The following is a 23,397-nucleotide window of genomic DNA, read 5'->3' as shown; positions in this document are numbered from 1 at the left end:
TCAGTTCTGACTTATTTTCAGCATAAAGTTGAAATATTGACCTGTTTATAGGCAGTTACAATGCTTATTTCTAAAATCGTCAAAACTTTCGGATAGCAATGATTTCAAGATTAACAAAAAGTAATATAGATTTGATTGACGAAAGTAATTTTTATTTGAATTTTACATATACACTCCAAAAAAAGAAAGTAAATTAGTTTCAAGCAAATAAATTAAATTGAGCCCCAATTTCTATCTAATTTTAAATGAAACAAAAATATATTCTAGAAACCTATGATGTCATTTTAAAAGAAATAAAAAATCCTAGAATAGTTTTTGAAAATGATTTTGTTGCATTTTTAAGTAATTGCTCACCAGTTTAAGTCCAAATAAGGTTGTTAAAAACTCTAATAACTAGTTCATTTTTAGTACGGTTTTTAATAAACTACTTTGTTTACACAAAAAAAATTACTTATACAATTCACAAATTATATGAATATAAATCTGATTTAGAGAAAGGTAAAATCGGTTACCCCAATATAACATAAGTTTCAAAATATTATATTACAATTAGTTAGGATATGGTTATCAAATCCCATCGGCTCTGCGATAAGCAACTTAAATTGAATTAAAACCCTTAAAACCTTATGCTTTTAAGGGTTTTTCTTTTAATCTCTATTCAAATTATTCATAGATATCTGAACCAAAAGGGACAAAATCGGTTACTCCAAATGATGCCAAATCTGAGGTAACAGAATTTTATTTTAGACTATTATTCACAGCATTTTACAAGTAATTAATGACTCGTTCGAGAGCTATCATCTCATTAGACTTACAAGAGATTTTACATTGACATTCAAACACGAATTCGTTTGCTACATAATGGATCAATAAGGACATTTGAACTCCAACAAGAGCAAAGCAGCCTATAACTGATAATGGGTTTTAAAACCAAAAAAAACTCCCGAATTCTCAGGAGTTTTGTGTTTTTTGTATCAATATGTTCGGAGCTTTTCAAATGTAGTAGTCAACAATTTTTTCATTTTGTCGGTAGCGCCACTGATTGCTTTTTCGATGGTATCAGCATGATTGGTGACTGCTATTGGGTTTTTGCCGGCAAGGCGAACCTCTATCAAGCATCTTTTGTCGTCAAGACCAAATTTTTCGTTGTTTTCGTCGCCCACGTGTACTTCGACTCTCGTGATTTTGTCTTCGAATCTTTTAAAACTTTCGCTTATGGTTTCGGTAAAATGGCTTTGCATTCTTTCGTGACCCTCAATGGTGCTGTCTGTATTGAATTGTATTTGCATAATTTGTATTTTTAAATTTATAGCTTCTCAAATTTAAGCAACAGTAGTTATAAATACCATTATATTAATAAAATTTTGTGACTGTAAAAAAGAGTGTATTGGAACTAAAATAAATAGTCTTCGAGCATCAACCCTCCTTCTAAATAACTTTAATATCTTTGTATCCTACTTCATCAATTTAGTATTTCAAAATAAATGCGTCACCTATTCCTATTGCTAACTGTTCTGACTTTCGCAAACTCATTTTCGCAAGAAAACTTGTTGGAAACTTCTATTGATTCTACCTTTTTTACAAAAGTAGATTCATTGTACCGCGAAGACCAGTTTTACTTTGGATTGACCTATAATGTATTGACGCAACTACCAACAGGCGTGCAACAAAATGGTTTTTCGTCGGGACTTTCTGCTGGTTTTTTGCGCGATATGCCCATCAACAAAAATCGGACTTATGCCATTGCACTTGGCGCTGGAGTTTCGTATGCTAATTATTTGCAAAATCTCGTGGTTTCGGAGTCTTTGGGAGAAATTAATTATAACATCGTTACTGCCGCTGATTTATCGAAAGGGAAATTAGAACAACTTTTTATCGACATTCCCATTGAGTTTAGATGGCGGAATTCAACGCCTACCTCCTATAAATTTTGGCGCATTTACACGGGTGTAAAATTCCAATATTTGATTTATGGCCGAAGTAGATACATCGGAAAAGACATTAATTATACTGTTACCAACAACAGCGATTTGAACAAGTTTCAATACGGTCCTTACATTGCCGTGGGATTCAACACATGGAATTTTCAGGCATATTACGGTGTGAATCCGTTGTTCAATAACGTATCTGTAAATAATGAAGCGGTTGAAATGAAAACGCTCAATATTGGTTTGATGTTTTATATTTTATAGCCCCATCCGTGGTTTGTTGTATTGAAATGGTACGGGAGTTTTTCATTTGTAAACAGATGGCGTGCGTTAGTATTATTGCGTTAAGGATGGAAGCGGAAATCCTGTAATTGCTTTCCCGAAAACTTTCGGGAAAGCAATTACAGATTGAAGCGTACAGCCTGACCCGAAATTGCTCGTTCCGATAGCTATCGGAACGAGCAATTTTGAGGGGAACGCCCAAATTCTACTTCTGCTGAAAGTTAACATAAAGTTCAAATTTGAGTTACAACCAAAAATACATCACTCCCATTTGCGGAATACCTCCTATCAAACCTCCCAAGACTAGTTCGGTTGGCGTGTGTGCCTTCATCACTAAACGAGACGAAGCCACGATTCCATTGCATACAATTAAAGGTACCAAAATCCAAATCATTCGCACATTGTAGTGCATGCTGATGCCAATGGCAAAAACCGTAAACGAGGCAATCGCCAGTTGATGCAAGCTCACTTTAAATCGGGAAAATAAAAAAAGAAACGCCCAAAAAGTGCTGATTAAACTCGCTAAAAAGAAAAAGTACAGTATCGGGAAATAGTCGATGGTGATGCTTTTTCGAATGAGAATGAGTAGCAAGATGGAGTGAATTAGTAACGGAAGGCGCCGCTGATTTTTGTGTGCCAACATAATCGAATCTACTTTTCCTAACGAAAGCAAGAGGTAATAGACGGTTACGGGAATAAAAATAGTAATAATCACAATTTGGATAATGACCAAATAGACCTCTTGATAATTGTAACTGTGTTTACCAAAAAAGAAAAACACCAATACCGCATACACCGAGATAAACAATGGATGAAAAATATAGGAAAACAGCGGTAGGATTTTTTTGAGCATGACGTTACATTTTCTTCCGCATTCGTGCTACAGGAATATCGAGTTGTTCCCGGTATTTGGCAATCGTTCGTCGGGCAATCGGGTAGCCTTTTTCCTTTAAAAGTTCGGCCAATTGATCGTCTGGAAGTGGTTTTTTCTTGTCTTCGGCTTCAATAATATTTTGCAAAATTTTCTTGATTTCCAAAGTAGAAACGTCCTCGCCTTGGTCGTTTTTCATCGCTTCAGAGAAAAATTCTTTAATCAACTTGGTACCGTAAGGCGTTTCGACATATTTACTGTTGGCCACACGAGAAACGGTAGAAATATCCAACCCAACTAAATCGGCAATGTCTTTCAAGATCATCGGTTTCAACTTGGTTTCGTCGCCTTCCAAAAAGAAATCTTCTTGGTAGTGCATGATTGCATTCATTGTAACATACAGTGTTTCCTGACGTTGCTTGATGGCGTCGATAAACCATTTGGCCGAATCCAATTTTTGCTTGATAAACTGCACGGCATCTTTTTGCGAATTCGATTTGTCTCGCGAATCCTTATACGTTTGCATCATTTCCTGATAATCTTTGGAAACGTGTAACGAAGGGGCATTTCGGCCGTTCAAACTCAATTCGAGTTCGCCATCGACAATTCGGATGGTAAAATCAGGCACTACATTTTCGGTAATCTTGCTGTTTCCTGCAAAAGAGCCTCCCGGTTTCGGATTTAATTTTTCAATTTCATGCACTGCTTTTTTGAGCAATTCATTGGTGCAATCGTATTTTTGCAACAGCTTATCGTAGTGTTTTTTAGTAAAAGCATCAAACTGATTTTCGATGATGTCGGTTGCTAATTCGACTGATTCGGTAGGAGTTTTGTGTTTCAGTTGAAGCAGCAAACATTCCTGCAAATCTCGAGCACCTACTCCCGAAGGTTCCAATTGATGAATGACTTGCAATATTTTTTCGACCGCAGCTTCGTCGGTATAAATGGCTTGTGTAAACGCCATATCGTCTACAATATCTGGAATACTCCGGCGGATGTAACCCATATCGTCAATATTTCCTACAAGAAATTCGGCAATTTGACGTTCATTTTCATTTAAAATAAACGTGTTTAATTGATTGATTAAATCTTGGTGAAAACTCCATGAGGCCGCCAATGGCGAATCCCGCTCGTCTTCTTCGCTGTAATTATTGACTTGGGTTTTATAATCTGGCGTTTCGTCGTCGCTCAAATATTCGTCGATATTGATATCGTCCGTTTCAATTCGCTCCGTGTCGTCCAAATCGTCGTAATCGTCGTTTTCAAACTCGAGTTCGTCGTTTTCATATTCGTCCTCATCCCCACCTTCTAGTGCTGGATTCTCGTTCATTTCTTCTTTCAAACGTTGTTCAAAAGCTTGCGTAGGCAATTGAATTAACTTCATCAACTGAATTTGTTGTGGAGATAATTTTTGAGATAATTTTAAATTTAAAAACTGCTTAAGCATTGTGGAAAATTAAGAATTAGGATTTTTGATTTAGGATTTAAAGCTTCAAGTTACAAAACAATCCTATAACTTGAAATTTTATTTAAATAATTTTAATTTGTATTGATTCTATTTTTTAAGTTTTGAAACATTAAGAAATTAAGGTTCATTAAGATTGCACTTAATTTTCTTAATGCCATTATGTGTCAAAAAAAAAATTTACGTTTAGCGATTCTATTCTTAAAGTTTTTGAACCATTAAGGCATTAAGTTTCATTAAGATTGCACTTAATTTTCTTAATGCCATTATGTGTCAAAAAAAAAAATTACGTTTAGCGATTCTATTCTTAAAGTTTTTGAACCATTAAGGCATTAAGTTTCATTAAGATTTGACTTAATTTTCTTAATGCCTTAATGGTTCAAAAATATTTCCCCGTTTAAACTTAATTTTTTCTAGAATTCTGCATTACCCGGCGTCCTAGGAAACGGAATCACATCTCTAATATTGGTCATACCAGTTACAAAAAGCACCAATCGTTCAAAACCAAGTCCGAAACCGGAGTGAACGGCACTACCAAAACGTCTTGTATCTAAATACCACGACAACTCTTCTTCGTCAATTCCCAGCACTTTCATTTTTTCTAATAAAACGTCGTAACGTTCCTCTCTTTGCGAGCCACCAACGATTTCGCCAATCCCTGGAAACAAGATGTCCATCGCGCGAACCGTTTTTCCGTCTTCGTTCAATCGCATGTAAAATGCTTTGATATTTGCAGGATAATCGTATAAAATCACCGGACATTTAAAGTGTTTTTCAACCAAAAAACGTTCGTGTTCGGATTGCAAATCGGCGCCCCATTCCTCAATAATATAGTTGAATTTTTTCTTTTTATTGGGTGTTGAATTTCTCAAAATATCAATCGCTTCCGTGTAAGAAACGCGTTTGAAATTGTTTTCCAAAACAAAATTCAGTTTGTCCAACAACGCCATTTCACTTCGATCCGCTTGTGGTTTTGATTTTTCTTCTTCCATCAAACGGCCTTCCAAAAATTTCAAATCGTCACCGCATTTTTCCATCGTATATTTGATCACATATTGGATAAAATCCTCGGCAAGATCCATATTGTCGTTCAAATCATTAAACGCAACTTCGGGTTCAATCATCCAAAATTCGGCCAAATGACGCGAAGTATTTGAATTTTCAGCTCTAAAAGTTGGCCCAAAAGTATACACTTGACCCAAAGCCATCGCATACGTTTCGGCTTCCAACTGTCCGGAAACTGTTAGATTGGTATGTTTGCCAAAAAAATCTTTCTTAAAATCAATTGCACCTTCTTCGTTTTTCGGCAAATTTTCTAGTGGCAAAGCAGTCACTTGGAACATCTCACCAGCTCCTTCTGCATCAGCACCCGTAATCACTGGCGTGTTGACGTACACAAATCCTCTTTCTTGAAAATAACTGTGAACAGCGAACGACAATACCGAACGAACCCGCATGATCGCTCCAAAGGCATTGGTACGAACTCTCAAATGCGCATTTTCGCGCAAAAATTCTAACGAATGTTTTTTGGGTTGCATCGGAAATTTTTCAGAATCCGAATCGCCTAAAATTTCAATCTTTTTTACTTGAATTTCAAAGGATTGTCCCGCACCTTTACTTTCCACTAAATCACCTGTAACCGAAACAGCTGCTCCAGTAGTGATCCGTTTTAAAGTTTCCTCTGGCGTGTTTTCAAAATCCACCACACATTGAATATTTTGAAGCGTCGATCCGTCGTTTAACGCAATAAACTGATTGTTTCTAAAAGTCCGTACCCAACCTTTTGCATTTACTTCCTGAAGCGTCGTCGTGCTTTGCAGCAAGTTTTTAACCTTTGTGTGTTTCATTTTTCAGCCTAAATAAGTGTTTAAATAAAAAAGATTCCGAAAGTCTCGAAATCCATCGCAAATATAAATGTTTTCTTTCTAAAACCGCCCTTTATATTACCTTCCCTTTTTGTTTTTTTGGAGCTTAATCCAGCTATCCACTCTATCTTTAATTTTTTTAAAGAAAAAAAATTAAAGGATGCCGTTCCTATCTGGGCTAGGGGTTTAGGGAAAATCAGAAAATTTTCGGAAAAATAAAAACTCAGAATACTTTTCAGCCCAATGCAACAAATTAAATTAACGCCAACAATTTCCAATTTACTTCCAAGTCCCATTCTCTTTTTGTAATTTTAAGGATTAAAAAAAACACCACAAAATAGCATGAACGAACTCGCTCAAGAATCCAGCCCTTACCTACTCCAACACGCTCAAAATCCCGTACATTGGAAGGCTTGGAACGATAAAACAATTGCCGATGCAAAAAGCAATAACCAATTAATTATTGTCAGCATTGGTTATTCGGCATGTCATTGGTGCCACGTTATGGAACACGAAACCTTTGAAAATGACAATGCGGCAAAAGTAATGAATGCCCATTTCACCTCGATAAAAGTAGACCGCGAAGAACGTCCCGATATTGATGCCGTTTACATGAAAGCAGTTCAAATCATGACGCAACGTGGTGGATGGCCACTTAATGTAGTTTGTCTACCCGACGGACGGCCGGTTTGGGGCGGAACGTATTTCAAAATCGAAGAGTGGACGGACACGCTAGAACAATTACAAAAATTGTACACCACAAAACCCGAAAAACTTTTTGAATATGCCGATAAGTTACAAGAAGCAATATCGTCTCTAAATTATTTGCCTGTTCAAAAACAATTGACTTCGACCGAAATAGTGTTACAAGATTTGGTTGCTAAATGGAATAAAAGTTTCGACCACGAATTTGGAGGGATGGCACGTGCTCCAAAATTTATGATGCCTAACAATTACGAATTTTTGATGCATTATGGCTTTCAAAACAAAGACGAAAAGCTATTAGAGTTTGTGGATTTGACCTTAACCAAAATGGCTTATGGAGGTTTATTTGACACTTTAGAAGGCGGATTTTCACGCTATTCGGTCGATATGAAATGGCACGTGCCGCATTTCGAAAAAATGCTGTACGATAACGGTCAGCTGCTTTCGTTATATGCCAACGCTTTCAAAAGAACTAAAAATCCGCTGTATCAAGAAGTAATCGAAAAAACGATTTCATTTTTGCAAACCAATTTAAGTAACCAAGAAGGCGGATTTTATTCGGCATTGGATGCCGATAGTTTGACGGAAAATCAAGTTTTGGAAGAAGGCACTTTTTATGTATGGAAAAAAAGCGAATTGCAAACTTTAATCACAACTGATTTTGAAATCTTCAGTACCGTTTTCAACATCAATCCATTTGGACATTGGGAACACGGTAATTACGTTTTGATTCAAAACAAATCTTTGGAAGAAATTGCCCGAAATTTTGGAATTTCAACTACCGAATTGGTCGAAAAGAAAAAGCAATGGGAGCGAATTCTATTGGCCGAAAGGCAAAAAAGAAATCCACCACGACTCGACGACAAATGCTTAACTTCTTGGAATGCACTGGCTTTAAGTGGTTTGATCGAAAGTTATAAAGCCTTACAAAATCCGACTTATCTGGATTTGGCACTTAAAAACGCCCATTTTATTTCTGAAAAATTATGGTCGCCCGAAGGCAATTTATTCCGAAATTACAAAAACGGAAAAACCACAATCAACGGTTTTTTAGAAGATTATGCTTGTGTGATTCAGAGTTTTATTTCATTATTTGAAATTACATTTGATGAAAAATGGTTGCACGACGCCAAACAATTAACTGATTATAGTTTGGAACATTTTTATGATACTGCTAAAAAATCATTTCGGTACACATCCGATTTAGATGCCGCTTTGGTTTCGCAACATTTCGAAATGGAAGACAATGTAATTCCGGCATCCAACTCAATGATGGCGAAAAATTTATACAAATTATCCATTCATTTTTCGAACTCTTTTTACGAAAAAAAGGCTCAAGAAATGCTCGATCAAATTTTACACAATATCGATTATCCATCGGCATTTTCAAACTGGCTTGGGTTAGCATTAGAAATTTCAACTCAAAAAGAAGTAACAATCGTAGGTTCGGATGCGTTAATTAATTTGACACAAATCAATACCCATTATTTGCCTGGAATTTTGATTGGTGGAAGTATAAAAAACAGTTCACTTCCGGTATTAGAAAATCGTTTTCAAGAAGCGAAAACAGTTTTTTATTGGTGCGAAAATAAAGTGTGCCAAGCCCCAACTGAAAACCTTGCAGAAGTTTTAAAAAAGATATTTTAACGTCGTTTGGCTGCAAAAAAGTTTCAAAAGTTCTAGTTTTGCGGTCAATTAAAATTTTTAAATTATGTTTCCATTTTTAATTTTCAATATTTCTCCAGAAGAAGTTCAAAAATATACCCAACAATTTATTTCCTCTTTAATTGACTATGCCCCGAGTTTAATTTTAGCTTTACTGCTTTTATTCATAGGCTTGTATGCAATCCGAATTATAAATCGGTTGGTGCGACGTATTATGATTAAAAGAGAATACGAGCTTACTTTGAGTAATTTTTTGGCAGACATTTTACTTTGGACAATGCGAATCGTACTGTTTGTAGCCGTAATTGGGCAATTAGGTATTGGAACTTCCTCCTTTGTGGCTATTTTAGGAGCAATGGGTTTAGCGATAGGCTTGTCTTTACAAGGTTCGCTTTCCAACTTTGCAGGTGGCATGCTGATTATTATGTTTAAACCGTTTCGGGTGGGCGATTTTATCGAAGCTCAAGGCGTTTCGGGAACCGTTGCCGAAATTCAAATATTTGTAACCAAAATGATGAGTAGCAATAATCAAATTATTTTTGTGCCTAATGGAGCGTTATCTAACAACAATATTGTCAATTATTCAATGGCGGGAACTCGAAGAGCGAATATAACTTTTACCGTCTCGTACGATACCGACTTGAGTAAAGTCAAAGAAATTTGCAAGACCATTTTGGAAAATGATGCTCGAATTCTCAAAGACCCAAGTCCCGAAATTGCAGTTACGGGACTCGTAGATAACGGAGTTACGATGGCAGTACGACCTTGGGCTGCAAACGCCGATTTTTGGAATATGTATTCGGATGTTTTAGAAAAAATGAAGTTTGATTTGTACCAAGCAGGAGTTGAAATCCAACCGTTTGTAAAGGAATTTTCGGTTGCTGAGAAATAACAACTTGTTCACATTTAATACGGTATTTTCCTCCGATGCTATCGAGAGTTCAATGTTATTAGAATAAGCCGTATAATAATCATTCTGACGAAGGAAGACCCGAGAGCTTTGCTCGAACAGGCGAAGCAATCTTAGTAGTTTGCTCAACGTTGTTGAGATTCCTCCTTCTTCGGAATAACAAAATAGTTAACTTAATCCATAACCTTAATGACATTGAGTACGAACTTCTAGCTCGTGACCAAAAAAGAAACTTTAAAATTGAAAATTAATGCGTTGTAAAATAAAGAGTTTCCTTATTTTCATTTCTTGCTTTTCGAGCGGCACTATTTTGGGTCAAAACGACAGCATTTGGCAACAGAAACCAACTGTAAACATCTCGGGTTTCTTGGATGTATTTTATGTTTACGATTTCAATCAACCATATCAAACAGAACGACAATCCTTTTTATACAATCACAATCGACACAACGAGTTCAATTTAAACTTAGGTTTTATAAAACTTGGTTTGGAACATGCGAAGTATCGTGCAAATTTAGCTTTACACACGGGAACGTATTCCACTGATAACTATGCAGCGGAGCCTGGTATTTTGAAAAACATTTTTGAAGCCAATGTGGGTTTATCGCTCAATACCAAAAATAATTTGTGGATTGATGCGGGAGTATTTGCTTCGCATATTGGTTTTGAAAGTGCCATTTCGATCGACAATTGGACAATGACACGTTCTATGCTGGCTGAAAATTCGCCGTATTTTTTGTCGGGCGTAAAATTGACATACAACCCAAATGATAAATGGGAAATCACAACACTCATCGTAAACGGGTGGCAACGCATCCAGCGATTACAAGGCAATTCGTTACCTTCATTTGGCACTCAAATAAAATTCTGTCCTACAGAAAAAGTGACGCTCAATTGGAGTACCTTCATTGGAACAGACGACCCCGACACCAAACGAAGAATGCGTTATTTCAACAATTTTTTCGGACAATTTCAGTTGACAGAAAAGTTTGGACTTATCGCTGGTTTTGACATTGGAACCCAACAGCGTCTGAAAGGAAATTCCGATTTTAGCAATTGGTTTAGCCCCGTAATTATTGGTCAATATGCTGTCAATGAACGTTGGAAAACAGCCCTTAGAGCCGAATATTTTCACGATGAGACAGGAATAATCATTGTAACAAATACGCCAAAAGGATTTCAAACAAAAGGACTTTCATTCAACCTTGATTACTCCCCGAAACAAAACATTACTTGCAGAATAGAAGGACGTTGGCTCAACAGCACCGACAAAATTTTTGAATCCAGAACCGATTTGATAGACAACAATTTCATCATTGCAACTTCGATAGCAATCCGATTTTCGGAAACGATGAAAAAGTAAACGAGATTCGTTTGAAAAAGACGCACATTGGAGCGGGGTCAACGTCATTGAATTCTCGGTACTAGCAAAAAAAACTTCCAAAAAAGTAAAATCAGCTACCTTTCACCTCCAGCATGTACCCAATTCCGTGTACATTCGTGAGTTTGATTGATTCGTCGTCGCTCAATTTTTTTCGCAGTTTAGAGATATACGTGTCCAAACTTCGTCCCACAAAAACGCCATGATCTTCCCAGACTTTTTTAGAAAGTTCTTCGCGTTTGATTACTTTATTGGGATGGGCCACAAAAACCGTAAGTAGTTCCGCTTCTTTTTTAGAAAGCGAAATTTCAGTAGTTTCAAGGGTTAACTTGTTTTCTTCGAGGTAAAATTGAAATTTACCTAAGGAAATACTGTTGTCAATACTTGAAATGGGCTGCTTGACTTTTTTTTGCTTTGGATAAAAAACAAAACCTAGGACAATACTTCCTATCAAAAGTGCGATCCAACTGAATTTTGTATTAAAAGCAGCGGGTTTTTCCAAAAAACGTACTTCGATTACATAACATTTTTGTGGTAAAAATCGGCCGCTACACGGAATGATGCTTTTTTCTTGGGTGGCAAATTTTAGAAAACTATAAGCTACTTCAAAATCTGAACATTGCTTGACTTCAATTTGGTACTGCGAAGGCAAATGGGCTTTTTGAAAACTTTTTGCAACAATCGCAACCAAACTATCAGGATTGATTAAGAGCGGTTTTTCAAATGAAAGTTGAAATTTTGATTCCTCCAATTTTTGAATTGGTAGAATCAACGACGTACTGTCTTGATTGGTGAGTAGCAATTTATTTCCTACGTCCCGCATGGCGATTTTTACCAATTCAGCAAAACTGTCCTCTTTTTTATCAGGAACGGTAAGCAAAATAATTGCTAGTAGCGCCAAGCAGAGACTAATGTAGAAATATAATTTTTGTAACTTCATAAGTTTTGCAAATAACACACAATTCTGTCATTTTTTAAAACTGTTGACACTTCTTTTACATATTTTTTGCATTTCAGCAAATGCTTTGGGGTAGTTTTACATTGAAATTCAAAAGCTCCGAACTTCTTTTTATTAACTTTAAAAACCATTAACTATGAACAAGCATCTATTTTATGGATTAATACTCCTAACTATTAATTACAGTTGTGCACAAGGCAATTCTCAAGAAATTGCTTCAGCCGCAGTTATGCAAGACAGTGTTTACGTAGGCCCCACACATTTCAGCGATGAAGTTGTACGCGACGATGCACTATACTCGGCTATCATTCGTGTGGACAAACAACAAGACAATGCGTATGTACTTTCTGTTCAAATGAACTTAAAGAAGAACGCCTACTTTGTTTCACCCACTGAAGACAAACATTTCTCAGGAAAATTTGCCATAGTGCTTACTGAACCGCAAAAAGTATTGTCGCGCGAAACAATCCTAGAATCACCTTTATCAAAAGTGGACGAAAAAGAAGGTTTTGTGCATTTGGTTCGGGAAAATACCAAGTACCAGCAAACTATAAAAGTGTTATCTACTGAAAATTTTGAAATAATGGGACATATTCAGTTTACCATTGAACCACGTTGCACATTAGAGAAAATACCTTTTATTCTTACTTATGAAAACGGAAAGTTGCGTGTTAGAATGGATGGGTGTTAGACTGAAACAACTGTTTAAAAATTTCTTTGAGAGGTTCCCTTTTCCTGGAATGACAAAATTGAAGCATAAAAAAACGGACCCAAAAGTCCGTTTCTTAATTTTATCCTTTCCTCTTTTTTTCTAAAACAGGTTTTCTGTCCAAACCACGCTTTCTTAACAATGGTTCCACACTTGGTTCTGCACCACGGAAACGTTTGTACAACACCATTGGGTCTTCGGTTCCGCCTTTTTCCAAAACATTTTCTCGGAATAGTTTTGCTTTTTCTGGATTGAATAATGTAGTGGTTTTGAACGCTTCAAAAGCATCGGTATCCAAAACACCCGACCAAATGTAACTGTAATATCCTGAGGAATAACCTCCAGAAAAAATGTGCTGGAAATAAGTCGTTCTGTATCTTGGAATAATCGCGTCAATCAAACCGATTTTTGCCATCGCATTCTTTTCAAAAGTATTGGCGTCAAGCGAAATCGAAGCGGTTTGCGAATGATAATCCATATCCAACAACGAAGCCGCCAAATATTCGACCGTTGCAAAACCCTGATCGAAAGTGCCCGCTTTTTGTAACTTCTGGATCAATTCATCCGGAATTGTCGCTCCAGTTTTGTAGTGTTTGGCATACATTTTCAACACTTCGGGTTCAGATGCCCAGTTCTCCATAATTTGCGAAGGCAATTCCACAAAATCCCTTGGGACGCTTGTTCCTGATAGACTTTTATAGGTTACATTCGATAATAAACCGTGTAAGGCATGACCAAATTCATGGAAATACGTCGTTACTTCATCAAATGTAAACAAAGCTGGAGCATCGGCGGTTGGTTTTGTAAAATTGCAAACAATTGAAATTACAGGAGCTTGTCGTACGCCATTTACTGTTTTCTGATTTCTATACGAAGTCATCCAAGCACCACCTCTTTTGGAAGCCCTCGGAAAAAAGTCCATGTACAAAATACCCACGTGGGTTCCGTTTGCCTCAGTCACTTCCCACGCCGTTACGTCCTGATGATAAACAGGAAGATTATCGAGCTGCTTGAATTTTAATCCGTATAATTTTTCAGTTACTTGAAAAACACCTTTGGTTACATTGTCCAAACTGAAATAGGGTTTCAATTCTTGTTCATCCAAATCAAAGCGTTGTTTTCTGATTTTTTCGGTGTAATACCTCCAATCGTAAGGCTGCACTTTATCTTTGATGCCGTCTTTTTCCATCATTTTTTGAATATCTGCCGCCTCGGTTTTTGCAATTTCCAAAGCCGGTTTCCACAAATCATTCAAAAGTTTGTTGACGTTTTCTGCATTTTTCGCCATTGATTCTTCCAAAACATAATCCGAATGCGACTTGTATCCCAACAATCGTGCTTTTTCGCCCCGAAGGTTCGCTAATTTTATAGCATTTTCCTTATTATCCAAATCATCATTGTGGTTGGCTCTGGTTTGATAGGCATTCCAAATTTCCTGACGTAATCTTCTATTCGAACTATATTGCAAAAACGGCATCACACTCGAATTGGCCAGTGTAAAAACCCATTTTCCTTCTTTTCCTTTCGCTTTAGCATCTGCGGCAGCGGCTTCAATTAGTTGATTGGGCAATCCTGCCAAGTCTTTTTTATCGGTAATTACCAACTCATATTTATTGGTTTCTGCCAAAATATTCTGACCGTATTTTAAAGAAGTCAACGAAAGATCGGCATTGATTTTTCGGAGTTTGTCTTTGTCGGTATTTGAAAGATTGGCACCACTTCTCACAAAAGATTTGTGTCGGTTTTCCAACAATTTGGCTTGTTCCAAATTGAGATTCAAGCTTTCTCTTTTGTTCCAAAGCGTTTTTACCCGTTCGAATAATTTTTCGTTCAGCGAAATATTATCACCATGGGCCGACAAAGCGGGTGCGGTTTCTTTTGCAATGGATTGAAGTTCGTCGTTGGTGTTGGCCGAATTGTAATTCCCGAAAACACGGTTAACTTCCGAAAGCAATTCGCCCGCATTTTCCATTGCCAAAATGGTATTGTCAAAAGTTGGGGCTTCAGGATTGTTGGCAATCAAGTTGATTTCAGCTTCGTGTTTTTTTATACCTTCTAAAATAGCGGGTTTAAAGTGTTCGTTTTTGATTTTATCAAACGCCGGAACATTAAACGGCGTATTGTAGGACTGAAAAAATGGATTCATGGTTTGTTTTTTTTCTTGGGCTTCCACCGATAAGAAAGTGCCAATGGTAAGCAAAATGATAAGCGATTTAGATTTCATTTAAATAAATTTTTAGGAACGTAAATTTAGCAGAAATAGAATTAGTATCTGGACTTTCAAAAGTTAAATAAAGTCCAAAAAAAAGCTTCTCGATTGAGAAGCTTGTAGTGCGGATAATAGCTTATCTACTACACTCTAAATTTAATGAACCTCTTTACTTACTCAAAGAGTGTATATCCCTTCTCCATCAATTCTGATGGCATCTGTCTTTTGCCTAATTTATCAACCTTGGAGTCAAGAAAATAAGAAAAGGGCAAATAACTATCTGCCAGTGCCTTAATTGAAGCTCTTTCAGTATAATATCTTCGTCCCTCCGTAGTAAAATTTATATAAGTTTCTTGATATTCAATTAAACAAGCCTCTAAATCAAGCTTTTTGTTTATAAACATATCTTGATTAAATATCAGAGTATCAATGTCAATTATTACCAACGGCTTAACTCTTGATATATCAAATCCTTTCTGCTCCAATTTTAAAAGTTCATCATTAAACCAATGATTAAGAAGTTTATTCATTCCAGCAATCATAAACATCCTATTATGCAATATAAGTATCGGATAGATAACAACAGTTTTGGGATTTACATTTTTATCAAAATCAAGATTATTACTCAATGCCTTTTTCACATTACCAATAATTTGCATTATTCCTTTAGGCTTGTATAATTTATCTGATAGCAATTTTTCAATTTTTAAAAAATCCGTTGATTGTTTCACTTCAGCGGTGGTCAAAATATCTTTAGACTCGAAAAGGAAAATACGCTTCCCATTTCTAACATAGTAGTCAGGAGCTCCATCATAATTTGCATCAAGTTGTTCACCAGAATATTGGAGATATCTATTACCAAAATATTTCTTTAAAATTCTATGTAAACTAAAAACCTCTGAAAATTTTAAAGTTTTTAGCCCATTGAAATGCTTTATACGCTCATTATCAGTCAATTCATCATTTGTCTCCTTAAGTTTCCAATACAAGCCATTATAGAGCAATTCTAAGGAGAATAATGGACTTATTATCCTGTAAAGACCTTCATGAACTTTATAAAGAGGTTTTGACCTTAATCCTATAAAATCTAAACCTTCGATTTTACCAACATCATCAACGGTTAGTTTTTCTAAAAATTCTATATTTTGTTTTAAATTATCATTTTTTGAAATATCAATATCCGTATAAGACTCTTTGTCTTTCATAGCGATGGCGGCCGATATTGGAATTAATCTTTTTAAAAAGTCTTTGTAATCCGTCACTCCGAACTTCTCATAAAATGTTCTAAGTAATGCATTTGCTTGTGGCTCACTTTCTAAAAACTCAAAAAACATTATTGACCTAATCATCTGTGTAGAAAAAAGTTTGTCTAAGTCATAATTTGTCAAATCAAAATTATGGAAATGATTTGCTATTAATGCAGCGGCTGGTTTTCTATCTGCTGGCACATCAACAAGCGACATTTCAGTAATCTTTCCAGCTTCTTCAGTATTTAATTGATTAAGCAGTAAATAGGCCTTGAAAATATTTATTTCTTGTTGTTTCTGCGACTGAACTTCTTCATCGGGGATTTCATTGTCAAAAACATATTCAAATAGCTTAAGACTACTAACCTCATAGGGTATACTAAATTTATGTTCATCTCCCAAATTATCTATTCTTTGAAGTATTTGATTTGCAATATCAGCATTTCCTTGTGAAAAGAATTGCATAACAAATTCTCTAGGATCCGCCCACTTGGAATTTTTATTATTAAAGCCCAAGAAAAAAGCACTTGCCTTTTTTAAAAATTCTTTATTAATACCAACAAAATATTCAATTAAATCTTTAGGCTCTTCATCTGGAAAAATAAGCTTGAAAGGAAGTGGTGCAATATGTTGAAAACCCATATGACGTTTTGTTATGCAAGATAACAAATAAGATTGTTAATACTTCCAACTTTCAATTATGTAGGGAATAATTTTGTGATTGGCACAATAACATTAACTTAGGAATAATTTGGGTAGTTATAATAAAAAATCCCTTAAAACTTAATTATATTAGCTTCAGGGGATTTTTATTGTGCGGATAATAGTTTGACAACCCACTTAATTTTGCACTGCAAAAACTACCACAAAAAAGTCAAAAAACCCTTTAAAATTAAGGCCTTACAAGCTTTATATAAAACATTTTAATTAAGCAAAATTAGGCTGAATTAATAAAAGTTAACATATTTTCGGCAAAATGTCGGCAAAAGATTATCTTTGAAATTCAATCTTAATTTTATGAAAGTCGCTTTTTTTACAATCAAAGGAAAGAATGATACCGTGAGTATTTATGTCCGCTTTGCAGATAGCAAAAGATTTGATAAAAAAACCAAAACAGGACTTTCAGTTAAATTTCAGGATTGGAGCAATGCAAAGCAAAAGGTCAAACTAACTTCTGCAAATCCGCAAAAAGATTTCATCAATCATAAATTACGTGAAATTGAAGATTATATTTTACTAAGATACAATGAAGATTATTGTACTCAAAAATTTATAGGTAACAATTGGTTAAAAGACCAAATTGCAAATTTCTTCGGTCGAGCAAATTTAAACGAGTTGCACAAAACTTACTTTGTAGACTGGGTGCAAAAATTCATTGACGACTGCAAAATTAGACTGTATAAAGGTAAACCAATTGCAAAAAGAACTGTTCAACATTACCAAACCACAATCTATAAATTAAAAAATTACGAACTTCATTTTGATACAAAATTAAGGTTCCAAGATATTGGTTTAGATTTTTACAGAACCTTTTTAGTTTACTGCAAAACCATCGAAAAACTCAATAACAACACTACCGGAGGTTATGTGACTAATATAAAAAAATGGTGCAAAGAAATTGACATTGAAGGACTACCAATTAACCAACAATACCGACATTCAGAATTTAGTACAATTTCAAACAAAACAAAAGACGTTTATTTAAACGAAACTGAAATTGACCAAGTGTATAAACATGATTTTAGTTATTCTGAAAGACTCGACAATGTAAGAGATAATTTCATTATTGGTTTAAGAACTGGATTAAGAATTTCTGATTTTTTAAGGCTTAAAAACTTTGATTATGTAGATGGCAAAATTCACATTGAAACTACTAAAACTGCGCACCCAGTTGTCATTCCTTTACATTCACAAGTAAAAGAAATTCTGAATAAAAGGAATGGATGCTTACCAAAGCATATTGCAGATTCAAATTTCAATAAATATGTAAAGGAAGTATGTGAAATAGTAGGTTTTACGGAAATGATTGAAGGAGCGAAAATGATTAATAAGAAAGATGAAGAAGATTTTTTCACCAGTAGTAAAGTTCAGATAAAAAATAAGACGAGAAAGGAATTTGGAACTTATCCAAAGTATGAATTAATAAGTGCTCATACTTGTAGACGCTCTTTTGCATCAAATTTATATGGCAATTTAGAAAACTTGACCATTATGGCGATTACCGGGCATAAAACTGAAAGTGAATTTTTAAAATACATCAAAATTACACCAAAGGAAAATGCAGAAAAACTTCAAGCCTACTGGGATAAACAAATAAAACCCTCGTTATGAAAAAGACATATTTTGGAATTTTACCAAATTTAGATTTTGATAAAATAGGCATTAATGAGTTGAATTTATTAGTAGAACATAATGTGTTTTATAGCAGGAAACTGTCAGATACTTACAAATATGATGATGATTACTTTTTAAAGGATAGTGACAAAATGTCTTTTGGAAATTTTTTTATACAGGACCGTAAAGAATATCATTTAAAAAATGAAGTTTATTCAGAAATTTATTTTTTAGATGCTGAAAAAATCAAGCTTCAAAGCCAACTTTCGTATCACATTAATAAAATTGAATACGAGGTAGATTCGGAAGAATATGTTGGCTCAAAATATTCCATTTTAGAAAAATATTACAAACTTTATCGGGATAAAATTGATGATTTAGAATTGTACTTGTTGTATCAAGACATAAGTACCTACGAAAGTTGTGAAGGCACTTGTAGTAATTTCTATGAGTATTATGTGGTGGATTTTAACGCAAATGAAGATTATACGGGAGTTGGTGATTATCTGAATGGAATTGATAGATTTTATAATGTTGAATTTCGCCAAGAGTGGGGAAAAATGTATTTGGTTCGCGGGGTAAGTCAATTTTGCCTCAACAAAATGAAAGATTTGCGACAACAAATAATTGATGAATCTTTAAAAGAAAGTCAGGAGGCACTTGCACAAGAAATTTTCAAAGATGACGGATTAAGAATGTTTGAGCATATTGTATCAAAATATCAAAAACAAAAAACAAAGGCTTTTTTTAGTTATTTATATTTTTTTCTGCAAAATAAATATAAAATGCAAAATTTCAGTTCCGACAGTGTATTGTATAGAAATTACGTAATAAACAATGGTTATTTACCAGACTTTCCACGAATAATTGTAACCCAATCCGAAAAACAAACAGCAAAAGATAAAATAGAATCCAATTTTAAAAAGTTGTTAGAATCATACTCAAAATAATTTCTGTAGTAAAACTGCATAAGAACTGAATAACTTATTCAATTAAGTGCAGTTAAGTTTGCCGTATCAAAATTTAATTTTAATACTATTTGATATGGCTAAAGAAATTTTACAAATCGAAAACATCAATGCATCAGATTTCAAGAAAGAGATACTTTCTGACTTTACTGGAGCATTGCAAGCTTATGCAAGCTCATTGCAAAACCCCGACAAAGACACTTTACTTACACGACAGCAAACAGCCGACTTATTGGGCGTTAGCTTGGTTTCTTTGTGGGAGTGGACACGAAAAGACATAATTCCTGCTTTTCGCATCGGAAATAAGGTAAGGTACAAGAAATTAGATGTGCTTGAATCACTTCAAAAAATGAATCAACTTAATTCCTAGTAATTCAATTCCAAAAAACAGAAAAAAAATAGTGCAAAGGTTATTTTGCAACGTTTTTTTTGCAATCTTTGCATTGCGACAATGAAATTAAAACACATATTTATGAAAATCTATCTATTTTCACATTTAGAAAAACTTCTCGGGGTAACATATCGGTGCAAGTCCGTACAAATTTGTGTTTTTCATGATTGTCGCAGTGATTACTCCTTTTTTTTAAATCTATTTAATCCTTTTTTTTATGCGACAATCAGACAAAAGAGATTCTCTTAAAACAGAGATTACTCAACAAACACTTCTAAATTTATTTGTTAAGGCAAAACAAGAAATTTTCAGTTATGCCGAAATTGAATATTTTAAAGACAATACTAAAGTCTTATTCAAATCGTTCCTGTGTAGCCATTATTTACCTTGCTTGGATGCAAATGGTAAAACTAAATACTTTGATTTTTACGTTGAACTGGATGCGTTTTTGAATCGTCTTTATTTGCAAGAAAGAAATAGCAATGTAGAAGAATCAATTGCAGTATTAGCAGAACTTCCTTTATTTAAACTTCCGTACATAGAAATCAAAAAAATATATAGGCGATTGCATCACGAATTTATGATTGGAGATTTTGCAAATGCCACACCTGTGCGATACGATGTTTGGAACGCAACCGAACTATTGAAAAAAATCCTAAAAACTTGTTGCGCCTACAAAGCGGAGCAAAGCTTTGAATTTGCAAGCATTGCAGAATAACAAAAACTGTAAAATTTAGTGCAAAATACCGATAGGATATTTGCAAAACTTTTGCAAATAATTATTGCAAAGGTTTTGCAATAATTAATTGCAAATGCTTGCAAATGCTGAATAAACCAGCAATACAACCAAAAAAACTTTATTTCATAACAAAAAAACCATTGCAATAGTAGTGCAATGGTTTTTTAAAATTTTCTATTATGAACGCAAATTCATTAAGCAAAGATATAATTTTATTGCATACTAACAGCAATGCAATTTATACGACCTATTTAGGACTAAATGACTTTCCTAAAGGCAATATTTCAAGTCCATTTGCAACAGACAAAAACCCCTCTTTCAAAGTATATCCTAATGGTTCTTTCAAATGCAGTAGTACAGGATTGCAAGGCGATGTTTGGCAATTTGTGGCGAATGTAATAAAAAAGGATTGCAAAACTGAATTTCAGTATGTTTTGCAAGATATTGCAAAAACTATGAATATTCCTTTGCAAAGCAATTTTCAAAATAAATATTCTGTCAAAAAAACTGCAAATGCAAGCAATACAGGAGTTGCAACGACTTTGCAAAACAATTGCAGCAACGGAAGCAATACCTTTGCAACGGAAAAAACAGCATCCAAATTATCAGTAGAAGTAAGAGAATTTACGGGATTAGACTTGACATACTGGAAAAATTTAGGCGTTGAAAGAACTATACTTGAAAAGTACAAGGTACAATCAATTTCAAGTTACACTTGGACTGGAAAAAAACCGATATATACCAGAAAAGAAAGTGTTGCATTTGCGTTTGAACTAGACGGACATTTTAAATTATACATTCCTAATCAACCCGAAATTGGAATAAAGAAAAATGTATTGCCACCATTCCCCAATAATAAAATTTTTGGACTGAAGCAATTAGGTACAGAGAAAGTAGAAAATCTAATTATCTGTGCAGGAGAAAAAGATGTTATTACGGCAAATTCAAGAGGTTTTACTGCTGTTACTTTCGGAAGCGAATCATCACACCCAAAAAACGAACAAATACAACTGTTGCAACAGCATTGCGATAATCTATTGATTTGTTATGATAACGATGAAACAGGATTAAGTGGACGGAATAAAATAGTGGAACGCTTCCCGAAAATCGTCCCATTGCAACTTCCAACAAATGATAATATAAAAGGTTATGATGTAACGGATTATTTCCAAAACCACACCGCTAAAGATTTTCAAAAAATAATTGATTTGGCAGTAAAAAATAAAAGTGTATTAGAACCTACGCCCGAAAAAGAATTGACCACAATAATTCACGTCACAGAAGACTATCTAAACGAAAACTACCAAATTAGACATAACATAATTTCAAATGAAATTGAAATTAGCAATAAAGATGCTAATTACTGGACTGATTTAAATGAAAATACCCTTTGGATTGAAATGCAAAAGAAAAGTATTAAAGTCCCAGCTTCAACACTTGAAAAAATTTTAAAAAGTGATTTCGTTCCCAAATTCAATCCATTCATTGAGTACTTTAATGCACTCCCTTCTTGGGATAAAGTAACAGATTATATTACTCAATATGCAGATTATGTAAAACTTTCTCCTGATGAAGACAAAGACCAGTATAATTATCACTTCAAAAAATGGTGCGTACGTTCAGTAAAATGTGCAACCATTGACAATTACTTTAATAAAAATGCTTTTGTTATTTCTGACGAGGGAAAAGGTCAAAATATTGGGAAAACAACTTGGATCAGAAATCTTTGCCCAAAAGCATTATCTAATTATATAAAAGATGATTTACCGAAAGATGAAAAAGATGCAAAAATTTCCTTAACACAAAATTTCATCGTCAATCTTGACGAATTAGCATCGTTATCTAGGCAAGAAATAAACACATTAAAATCACTTTTTAGTGCTGATAAAATAAAAGTTCGATTCCCTTATGACAAAAAAGATTCAGTGGTTAGGAGGGTCGCAAACTTCATTGGTTCTACAAATTTAAGCACTTTCTTACACGATGAAACGGGTTCTGTTCGGTGGTTGTGTTTTGTAGCTGATACAATAGATTTTAGTTACAAAAACAACTTTGATATGGATAAATTATGGAGTCAAGCGTTTGCACTTTCTAATGATGAAAATTTTGACGAAACAATAACATCGGTAGATATGAGTATCAACGAAATGAGAAATGCAAAGTTTCAAATTCAGTCACCCGAAAAAGATTTGATTTGTAGATATTTGGAAATCCCAAAAACAGTTGAGGAAACAAAAATTTTAACGAGTACTGAAATACAGCATTATTTAGCTGGTTTTGCAAATAGTATTAAACTAAATAATGTCACTATTGGTAAAGCATTAACGAGCCTAAAATACAGAAAAATAAGAAGTTCCATTACTACAAAATATGCAGTAAAATATAAAGATAGTGTTGAATAGTTCAATCAAATTTAAAATGTTACTAAATCACTTACACTCCTTACACTTCTTACACTATTGTATTAAAATCAATACTTAACGGCTCACAAAAACAATAAAATCATCTCACACTAACTTACACTAACATACACTAAAAGAAAAAACAAGAATTAAATTTGTGTAAGATGAATTTCAATAATGTAAGTTAGTGCAAGAATAAAAATCCCTTGTTAAGTACTGTTAAATATGGGAAAATGTAAGAAGTGTAAGGAGTGTAAGTAGTTTTGCAAGAAAAAATATATGTATATCCGTAATTGCTCATATTTTTGTATATTTGTTTGATAGATAAATTATTGGGTATGAATATTTTTAGTTTTGGAGTCGAATTT

18 protein-coding genes are annotated in these 23,397 nt (G+C 34.4%); 10 read left to right on the top strand and 8 right to left on the bottom strand.

What is annotated here, in order from left to right; translation table 11 throughout:
• Window positions 1-974: 974 nt before the first annotated feature.
• A complete protein-coding gene (locus ACIQ2X_RS03345) occupies window positions 975-1,289 on the bottom strand; it encodes an HPF/RaiA family ribosome-associated protein (protein WP_396177468.1) in 315 nt (104 codons plus the stop codon).
• A 195-nt stretch (window positions 1,290-1,484) separates the two neighbouring features.
• On the opposite strand from ACIQ2X_RS03345, the gene ACIQ2X_RS03340 reads away from it, so the two are divergent.
• A complete protein-coding gene (locus tag ACIQ2X_RS03340; RefSeq protein WP_396177467.1) occupies window positions 1,485-2,192 on the top strand; it encodes a porin family protein in 708 nt (235 codons plus the stop codon).
• Window positions 2,193-2,454: 262 nt separating this feature from the next.
• On the opposite strand, the gene ACIQ2X_RS03335 is transcribed toward ACIQ2X_RS03340, so the two are convergent.
• From ACIQ2X_RS03335 to ACIQ2X_RS03320, 4 genes are all read right to left on the bottom strand, one after another.
• Window positions 2,455-3,063, bottom strand: coding sequence for a hypothetical protein (locus ACIQ2X_RS03335; RefSeq protein WP_396177466.1), 609 nt, complete (start codon window positions 3,061-3,063; stop codon window positions 2,455-2,457).
• A 4-nt stretch (window positions 3,064-3,067) separates the two neighbouring features.
• Window positions 3,068-4,528: an RNA polymerase factor sigma-54 gene (rpoN, locus tag ACIQ2X_RS03330; protein WP_396177465.1), complete on the bottom strand. Its 1,461-nt coding sequence runs from the start codon at window positions 4,526-4,528 to the stop codon at window positions 3,068-3,070.
• Between the two features lie 431 nt (window positions 4,529-4,959).
• Window positions 4,960-6,393 carry an asparagine--tRNA ligase gene (gene asnS / locus ACIQ2X_RS03325; RefSeq protein ID WP_396177464.1) on the bottom strand — a complete coding sequence of 478 codons (1,434 nt, stop codon included), beginning with the start codon at window positions 6,391-6,393 and terminating at the stop codon, window positions 4,960-4,962.
• A gap of 20 nt (window positions 6,394-6,413) precedes the next feature.
• Window positions 6,414-6,707 carry a hypothetical protein gene (locus ACIQ2X_RS03320; RefSeq protein WP_396177463.1) on the bottom strand — a complete coding sequence of 98 codons (294 nt, stop codon included), beginning with the start codon at window positions 6,705-6,707 and terminating at the stop codon, window positions 6,414-6,416.
• A 46-nt stretch (window positions 6,708-6,753) separates the two neighbouring features.
• Here ACIQ2X_RS03320 and ACIQ2X_RS03315 point away from each other — a divergent pair, with 46 nt between their 5' ends.
• The 3 genes from ACIQ2X_RS03315 (at window position 6,754) to ACIQ2X_RS03305 (ending at window position 11,054) form a co-directional block, all read left to right on the top strand.
• Entirely contained in the window at window positions 6,754-8,763 is a 2,010-nt protein-coding gene (locus tag ACIQ2X_RS03315; RefSeq protein ID WP_396177462.1) for a thioredoxin domain-containing protein, read from the top strand.
• 64 nt (window positions 8,764-8,827) lie between these two features.
• Complete coding sequence (locus ACIQ2X_RS03310; protein ID WP_396177461.1) at window positions 8,828-9,673, top strand: mechanosensitive ion channel family protein; 846 nt, start codon at window positions 8,828-8,830, stop codon at window positions 9,671-9,673.
• Between the two features lie 268 nt (window positions 9,674-9,941).
• On the top strand, window positions 9,942-11,054 hold the full coding sequence (locus ACIQ2X_RS03305) for a porin (protein WP_396177460.1): 1,113 nt from the start codon (window positions 9,942-9,944) through the stop codon (window positions 11,052-11,054).
• 91 nt (window positions 11,055-11,145) lie between these two features.
• On the opposite strand, the gene ACIQ2X_RS03300 is transcribed toward ACIQ2X_RS03305, so the two are convergent.
• On the bottom strand, window positions 11,146-12,012 hold the full coding sequence (locus ACIQ2X_RS03300; RefSeq protein ID WP_396177459.1) for a winged helix-turn-helix domain-containing protein: 867 nt from the start codon (window positions 12,010-12,012) through the stop codon (window positions 11,146-11,148).
• Between the two features lie 154 nt (window positions 12,013-12,166).
• On the opposite strand from ACIQ2X_RS03300, the gene ACIQ2X_RS03295 reads away from it, so the two are divergent.
• On the top strand, window positions 12,167-12,721 hold the full coding sequence (locus ACIQ2X_RS03295) for a hypothetical protein (protein ID WP_396177458.1): 555 nt from the start codon (window positions 12,167-12,169) through the stop codon (window positions 12,719-12,721).
• A 100-nt stretch (window positions 12,722-12,821) separates the two neighbouring features.
• On the opposite strand, the gene ACIQ2X_RS03290 is transcribed toward ACIQ2X_RS03295, so the two are convergent.
• Together ACIQ2X_RS03290 and ACIQ2X_RS03285 are read right to left on the bottom strand one after the other, a co-directional pair.
• On the bottom strand, window positions 12,822-14,963 hold the full coding sequence (locus tag ACIQ2X_RS03290) for a M3 family metallopeptidase (protein WP_396177457.1): 2,142 nt from the start codon (window positions 14,961-14,963) through the stop codon (window positions 12,822-12,824).
• 158 nt (window positions 14,964-15,121) lie between these two features.
• Complete coding sequence (locus ACIQ2X_RS03285) at window positions 15,122-16,837, bottom strand: hypothetical protein (protein WP_396177456.1); 1,716 nt, start codon at window positions 16,835-16,837, stop codon at window positions 15,122-15,124.
• A gap of 375 nt (window positions 16,838-17,212) precedes the next feature.
• Here ACIQ2X_RS03285 and ACIQ2X_RS03280 point away from each other — a divergent pair, with 375 nt between their 5' ends.
• The 5 genes from ACIQ2X_RS03280 to ACIQ2X_RS03260 all read left to right on the top strand — a co-directional run bounded on the left by ACIQ2X_RS03280 (window position 17,213) and on the right by ACIQ2X_RS03260 (window position 23,029).
• Window positions 17,213-18,526: a tyrosine-type recombinase/integrase gene (locus ACIQ2X_RS03280; RefSeq protein ID WP_396177455.1), complete on the top strand. Its 1,314-nt coding sequence runs from the start codon at window positions 17,213-17,215 to the stop codon at window positions 18,524-18,526.
• Window positions 18,523-19,479, top strand: coding sequence for a hypothetical protein (locus ACIQ2X_RS03275; RefSeq protein ID WP_396177454.1), 957 nt, complete (start codon window positions 18,523-18,525; stop codon window positions 19,477-19,479). Before ACIQ2X_RS03280 ends, ACIQ2X_RS03275 begins: the two co-directional genes overlap by 4 nt.
• 94 nt (window positions 19,480-19,573) lie before the next feature.
• Window positions 19,574-19,867 (top strand): helix-turn-helix domain-containing protein, encoded by a 294-nt coding sequence (locus tag ACIQ2X_RS03270; RefSeq protein ID WP_396177453.1) that lies wholly within the window; start codon window positions 19,574-19,576, stop codon window positions 19,865-19,867.
• 238 nt (window positions 19,868-20,105) lie between these two features.
• Complete coding sequence (locus ACIQ2X_RS03265) at window positions 20,106-20,606, top strand: hypothetical protein (protein ID WP_396177452.1); 501 nt, start codon at window positions 20,106-20,108, stop codon at window positions 20,604-20,606.
• 200 nt (window positions 20,607-20,806) lie between these two features.
• Window positions 20,807-23,029, top strand: a complete 2,223-nt coding sequence (locus ACIQ2X_RS03260) for a VapE domain-containing protein (RefSeq protein ID WP_396177451.1) — start codon at window positions 20,807-20,809, stop codon at window positions 23,027-23,029.
• Window positions 23,030-23,397 lie beyond the last annotated feature (368 nt).

It is taken from the genome of Flavobacterium sp. (assembly GCF_044368625.1).
Taxonomy (GTDB): Bacteria; Bacteroidota; Bacteroidia; order Flavobacteriales; family Flavobacteriaceae; genus Flavobacterium.
The sequence above is the reverse complement of the archived record's forward strand: the minus strand, read 5'-3'. Positions and strand labels throughout refer to the sequence as shown.

Bases quoted from the DNA above. Each gene is read 5' to 3' on its own strand.
- ACIQ2X_RS03345 (WP_396177468.1), bottom strand. From the start codon at position 1,289: ATGCAAATACAATTCAATACAGACAGCACCATTGAGGGTCACGAAAGA.
- ACIQ2X_RS03340 (WP_396177467.1), top strand. From the start codon at position 1,485: ATGCGTCACCTATTCCTATTGCTAACTGTTCTGACTTTCGCAAACTCA.
- ACIQ2X_RS03260 (WP_396177451.1), top strand. From the start codon at position 20,807: ATGAACGCAAATTCATTAAGCAAAGATATAATTTTATTGCATACTAAC.
- ACIQ2X_RS03280 (WP_396177455.1), top strand. From the start codon at position 17,213: ATGAAAGTCGCTTTTTTTACAATCAAAGGAAAGAATGATACCGTGAGT.
- asnS (WP_396177464.1), bottom strand. From the start codon at position 6,393: ATGAAACACACAAAGGTTAAAAACTTGCTGCAAAGCACGACGACGCTT.
- ACIQ2X_RS03285 (WP_396177456.1), bottom strand. From the start codon at position 16,837: ATGGGTTTTCAACATATTGCACCACTTCCTTTCAAGCTTATTTTTCCA.
- ACIQ2X_RS03265 (WP_396177452.1), top strand. From the start codon at position 20,106: ATGCGACAATCAGACAAAAGAGATTCTCTTAAAACAGAGATTACTCAA.
- rpoN (WP_396177465.1), bottom strand. From the start codon at position 4,528: ATGCTTAAGCAGTTTTTAAATTTAAAATTATCTCAAAAATTATCTCCA.
- ACIQ2X_RS03290 (WP_396177457.1), bottom strand. From the start codon at position 14,963: ATGAAATCTAAATCGCTTATCATTTTGCTTACCATTGGCACTTTCTTA.
- ACIQ2X_RS03335 (WP_396177466.1), bottom strand. From the start codon at position 3,063: ATGCTCAAAAAAATCCTACCGCTGTTTTCCTATATTTTTCATCCATTG.
- ACIQ2X_RS03310 (WP_396177461.1), top strand. From the start codon at position 8,828: ATGTTTCCATTTTTAATTTTCAATATTTCTCCAGAAGAAGTTCAAAAA.
- ACIQ2X_RS03315 (WP_396177462.1), top strand. From the start codon at position 6,754: ATGAACGAACTCGCTCAAGAATCCAGCCCTTACCTACTCCAACACGCT.
- ACIQ2X_RS03275 (WP_396177454.1), top strand. From the start codon at position 18,523: ATGAAAAAGACATATTTTGGAATTTTACCAAATTTAGATTTTGATAAA.
- ACIQ2X_RS03300 (WP_396177459.1), bottom strand. From the start codon at position 12,012: ATGAAGTTACAAAAATTATATTTCTACATTAGTCTCTGCTTGGCGCTA.
- ACIQ2X_RS03270 (WP_396177453.1), top strand. From the start codon at position 19,574: ATGGCTAAAGAAATTTTACAAATCGAAAACATCAATGCATCAGATTTC.
- ACIQ2X_RS03320 (WP_396177463.1), bottom strand. From the start codon at position 6,707: ATGGGACTTGGAAGTAAATTGGAAATTGTTGGCGTTAATTTAATTTGT.
- ACIQ2X_RS03305 (WP_396177460.1), top strand. From the start codon at position 9,942: ATGCGTTGTAAAATAAAGAGTTTCCTTATTTTCATTTCTTGCTTTTCG.
- ACIQ2X_RS03295 (WP_396177458.1), top strand. From the start codon at position 12,167: ATGAACAAGCATCTATTTTATGGATTAATACTCCTAACTATTAATTAC.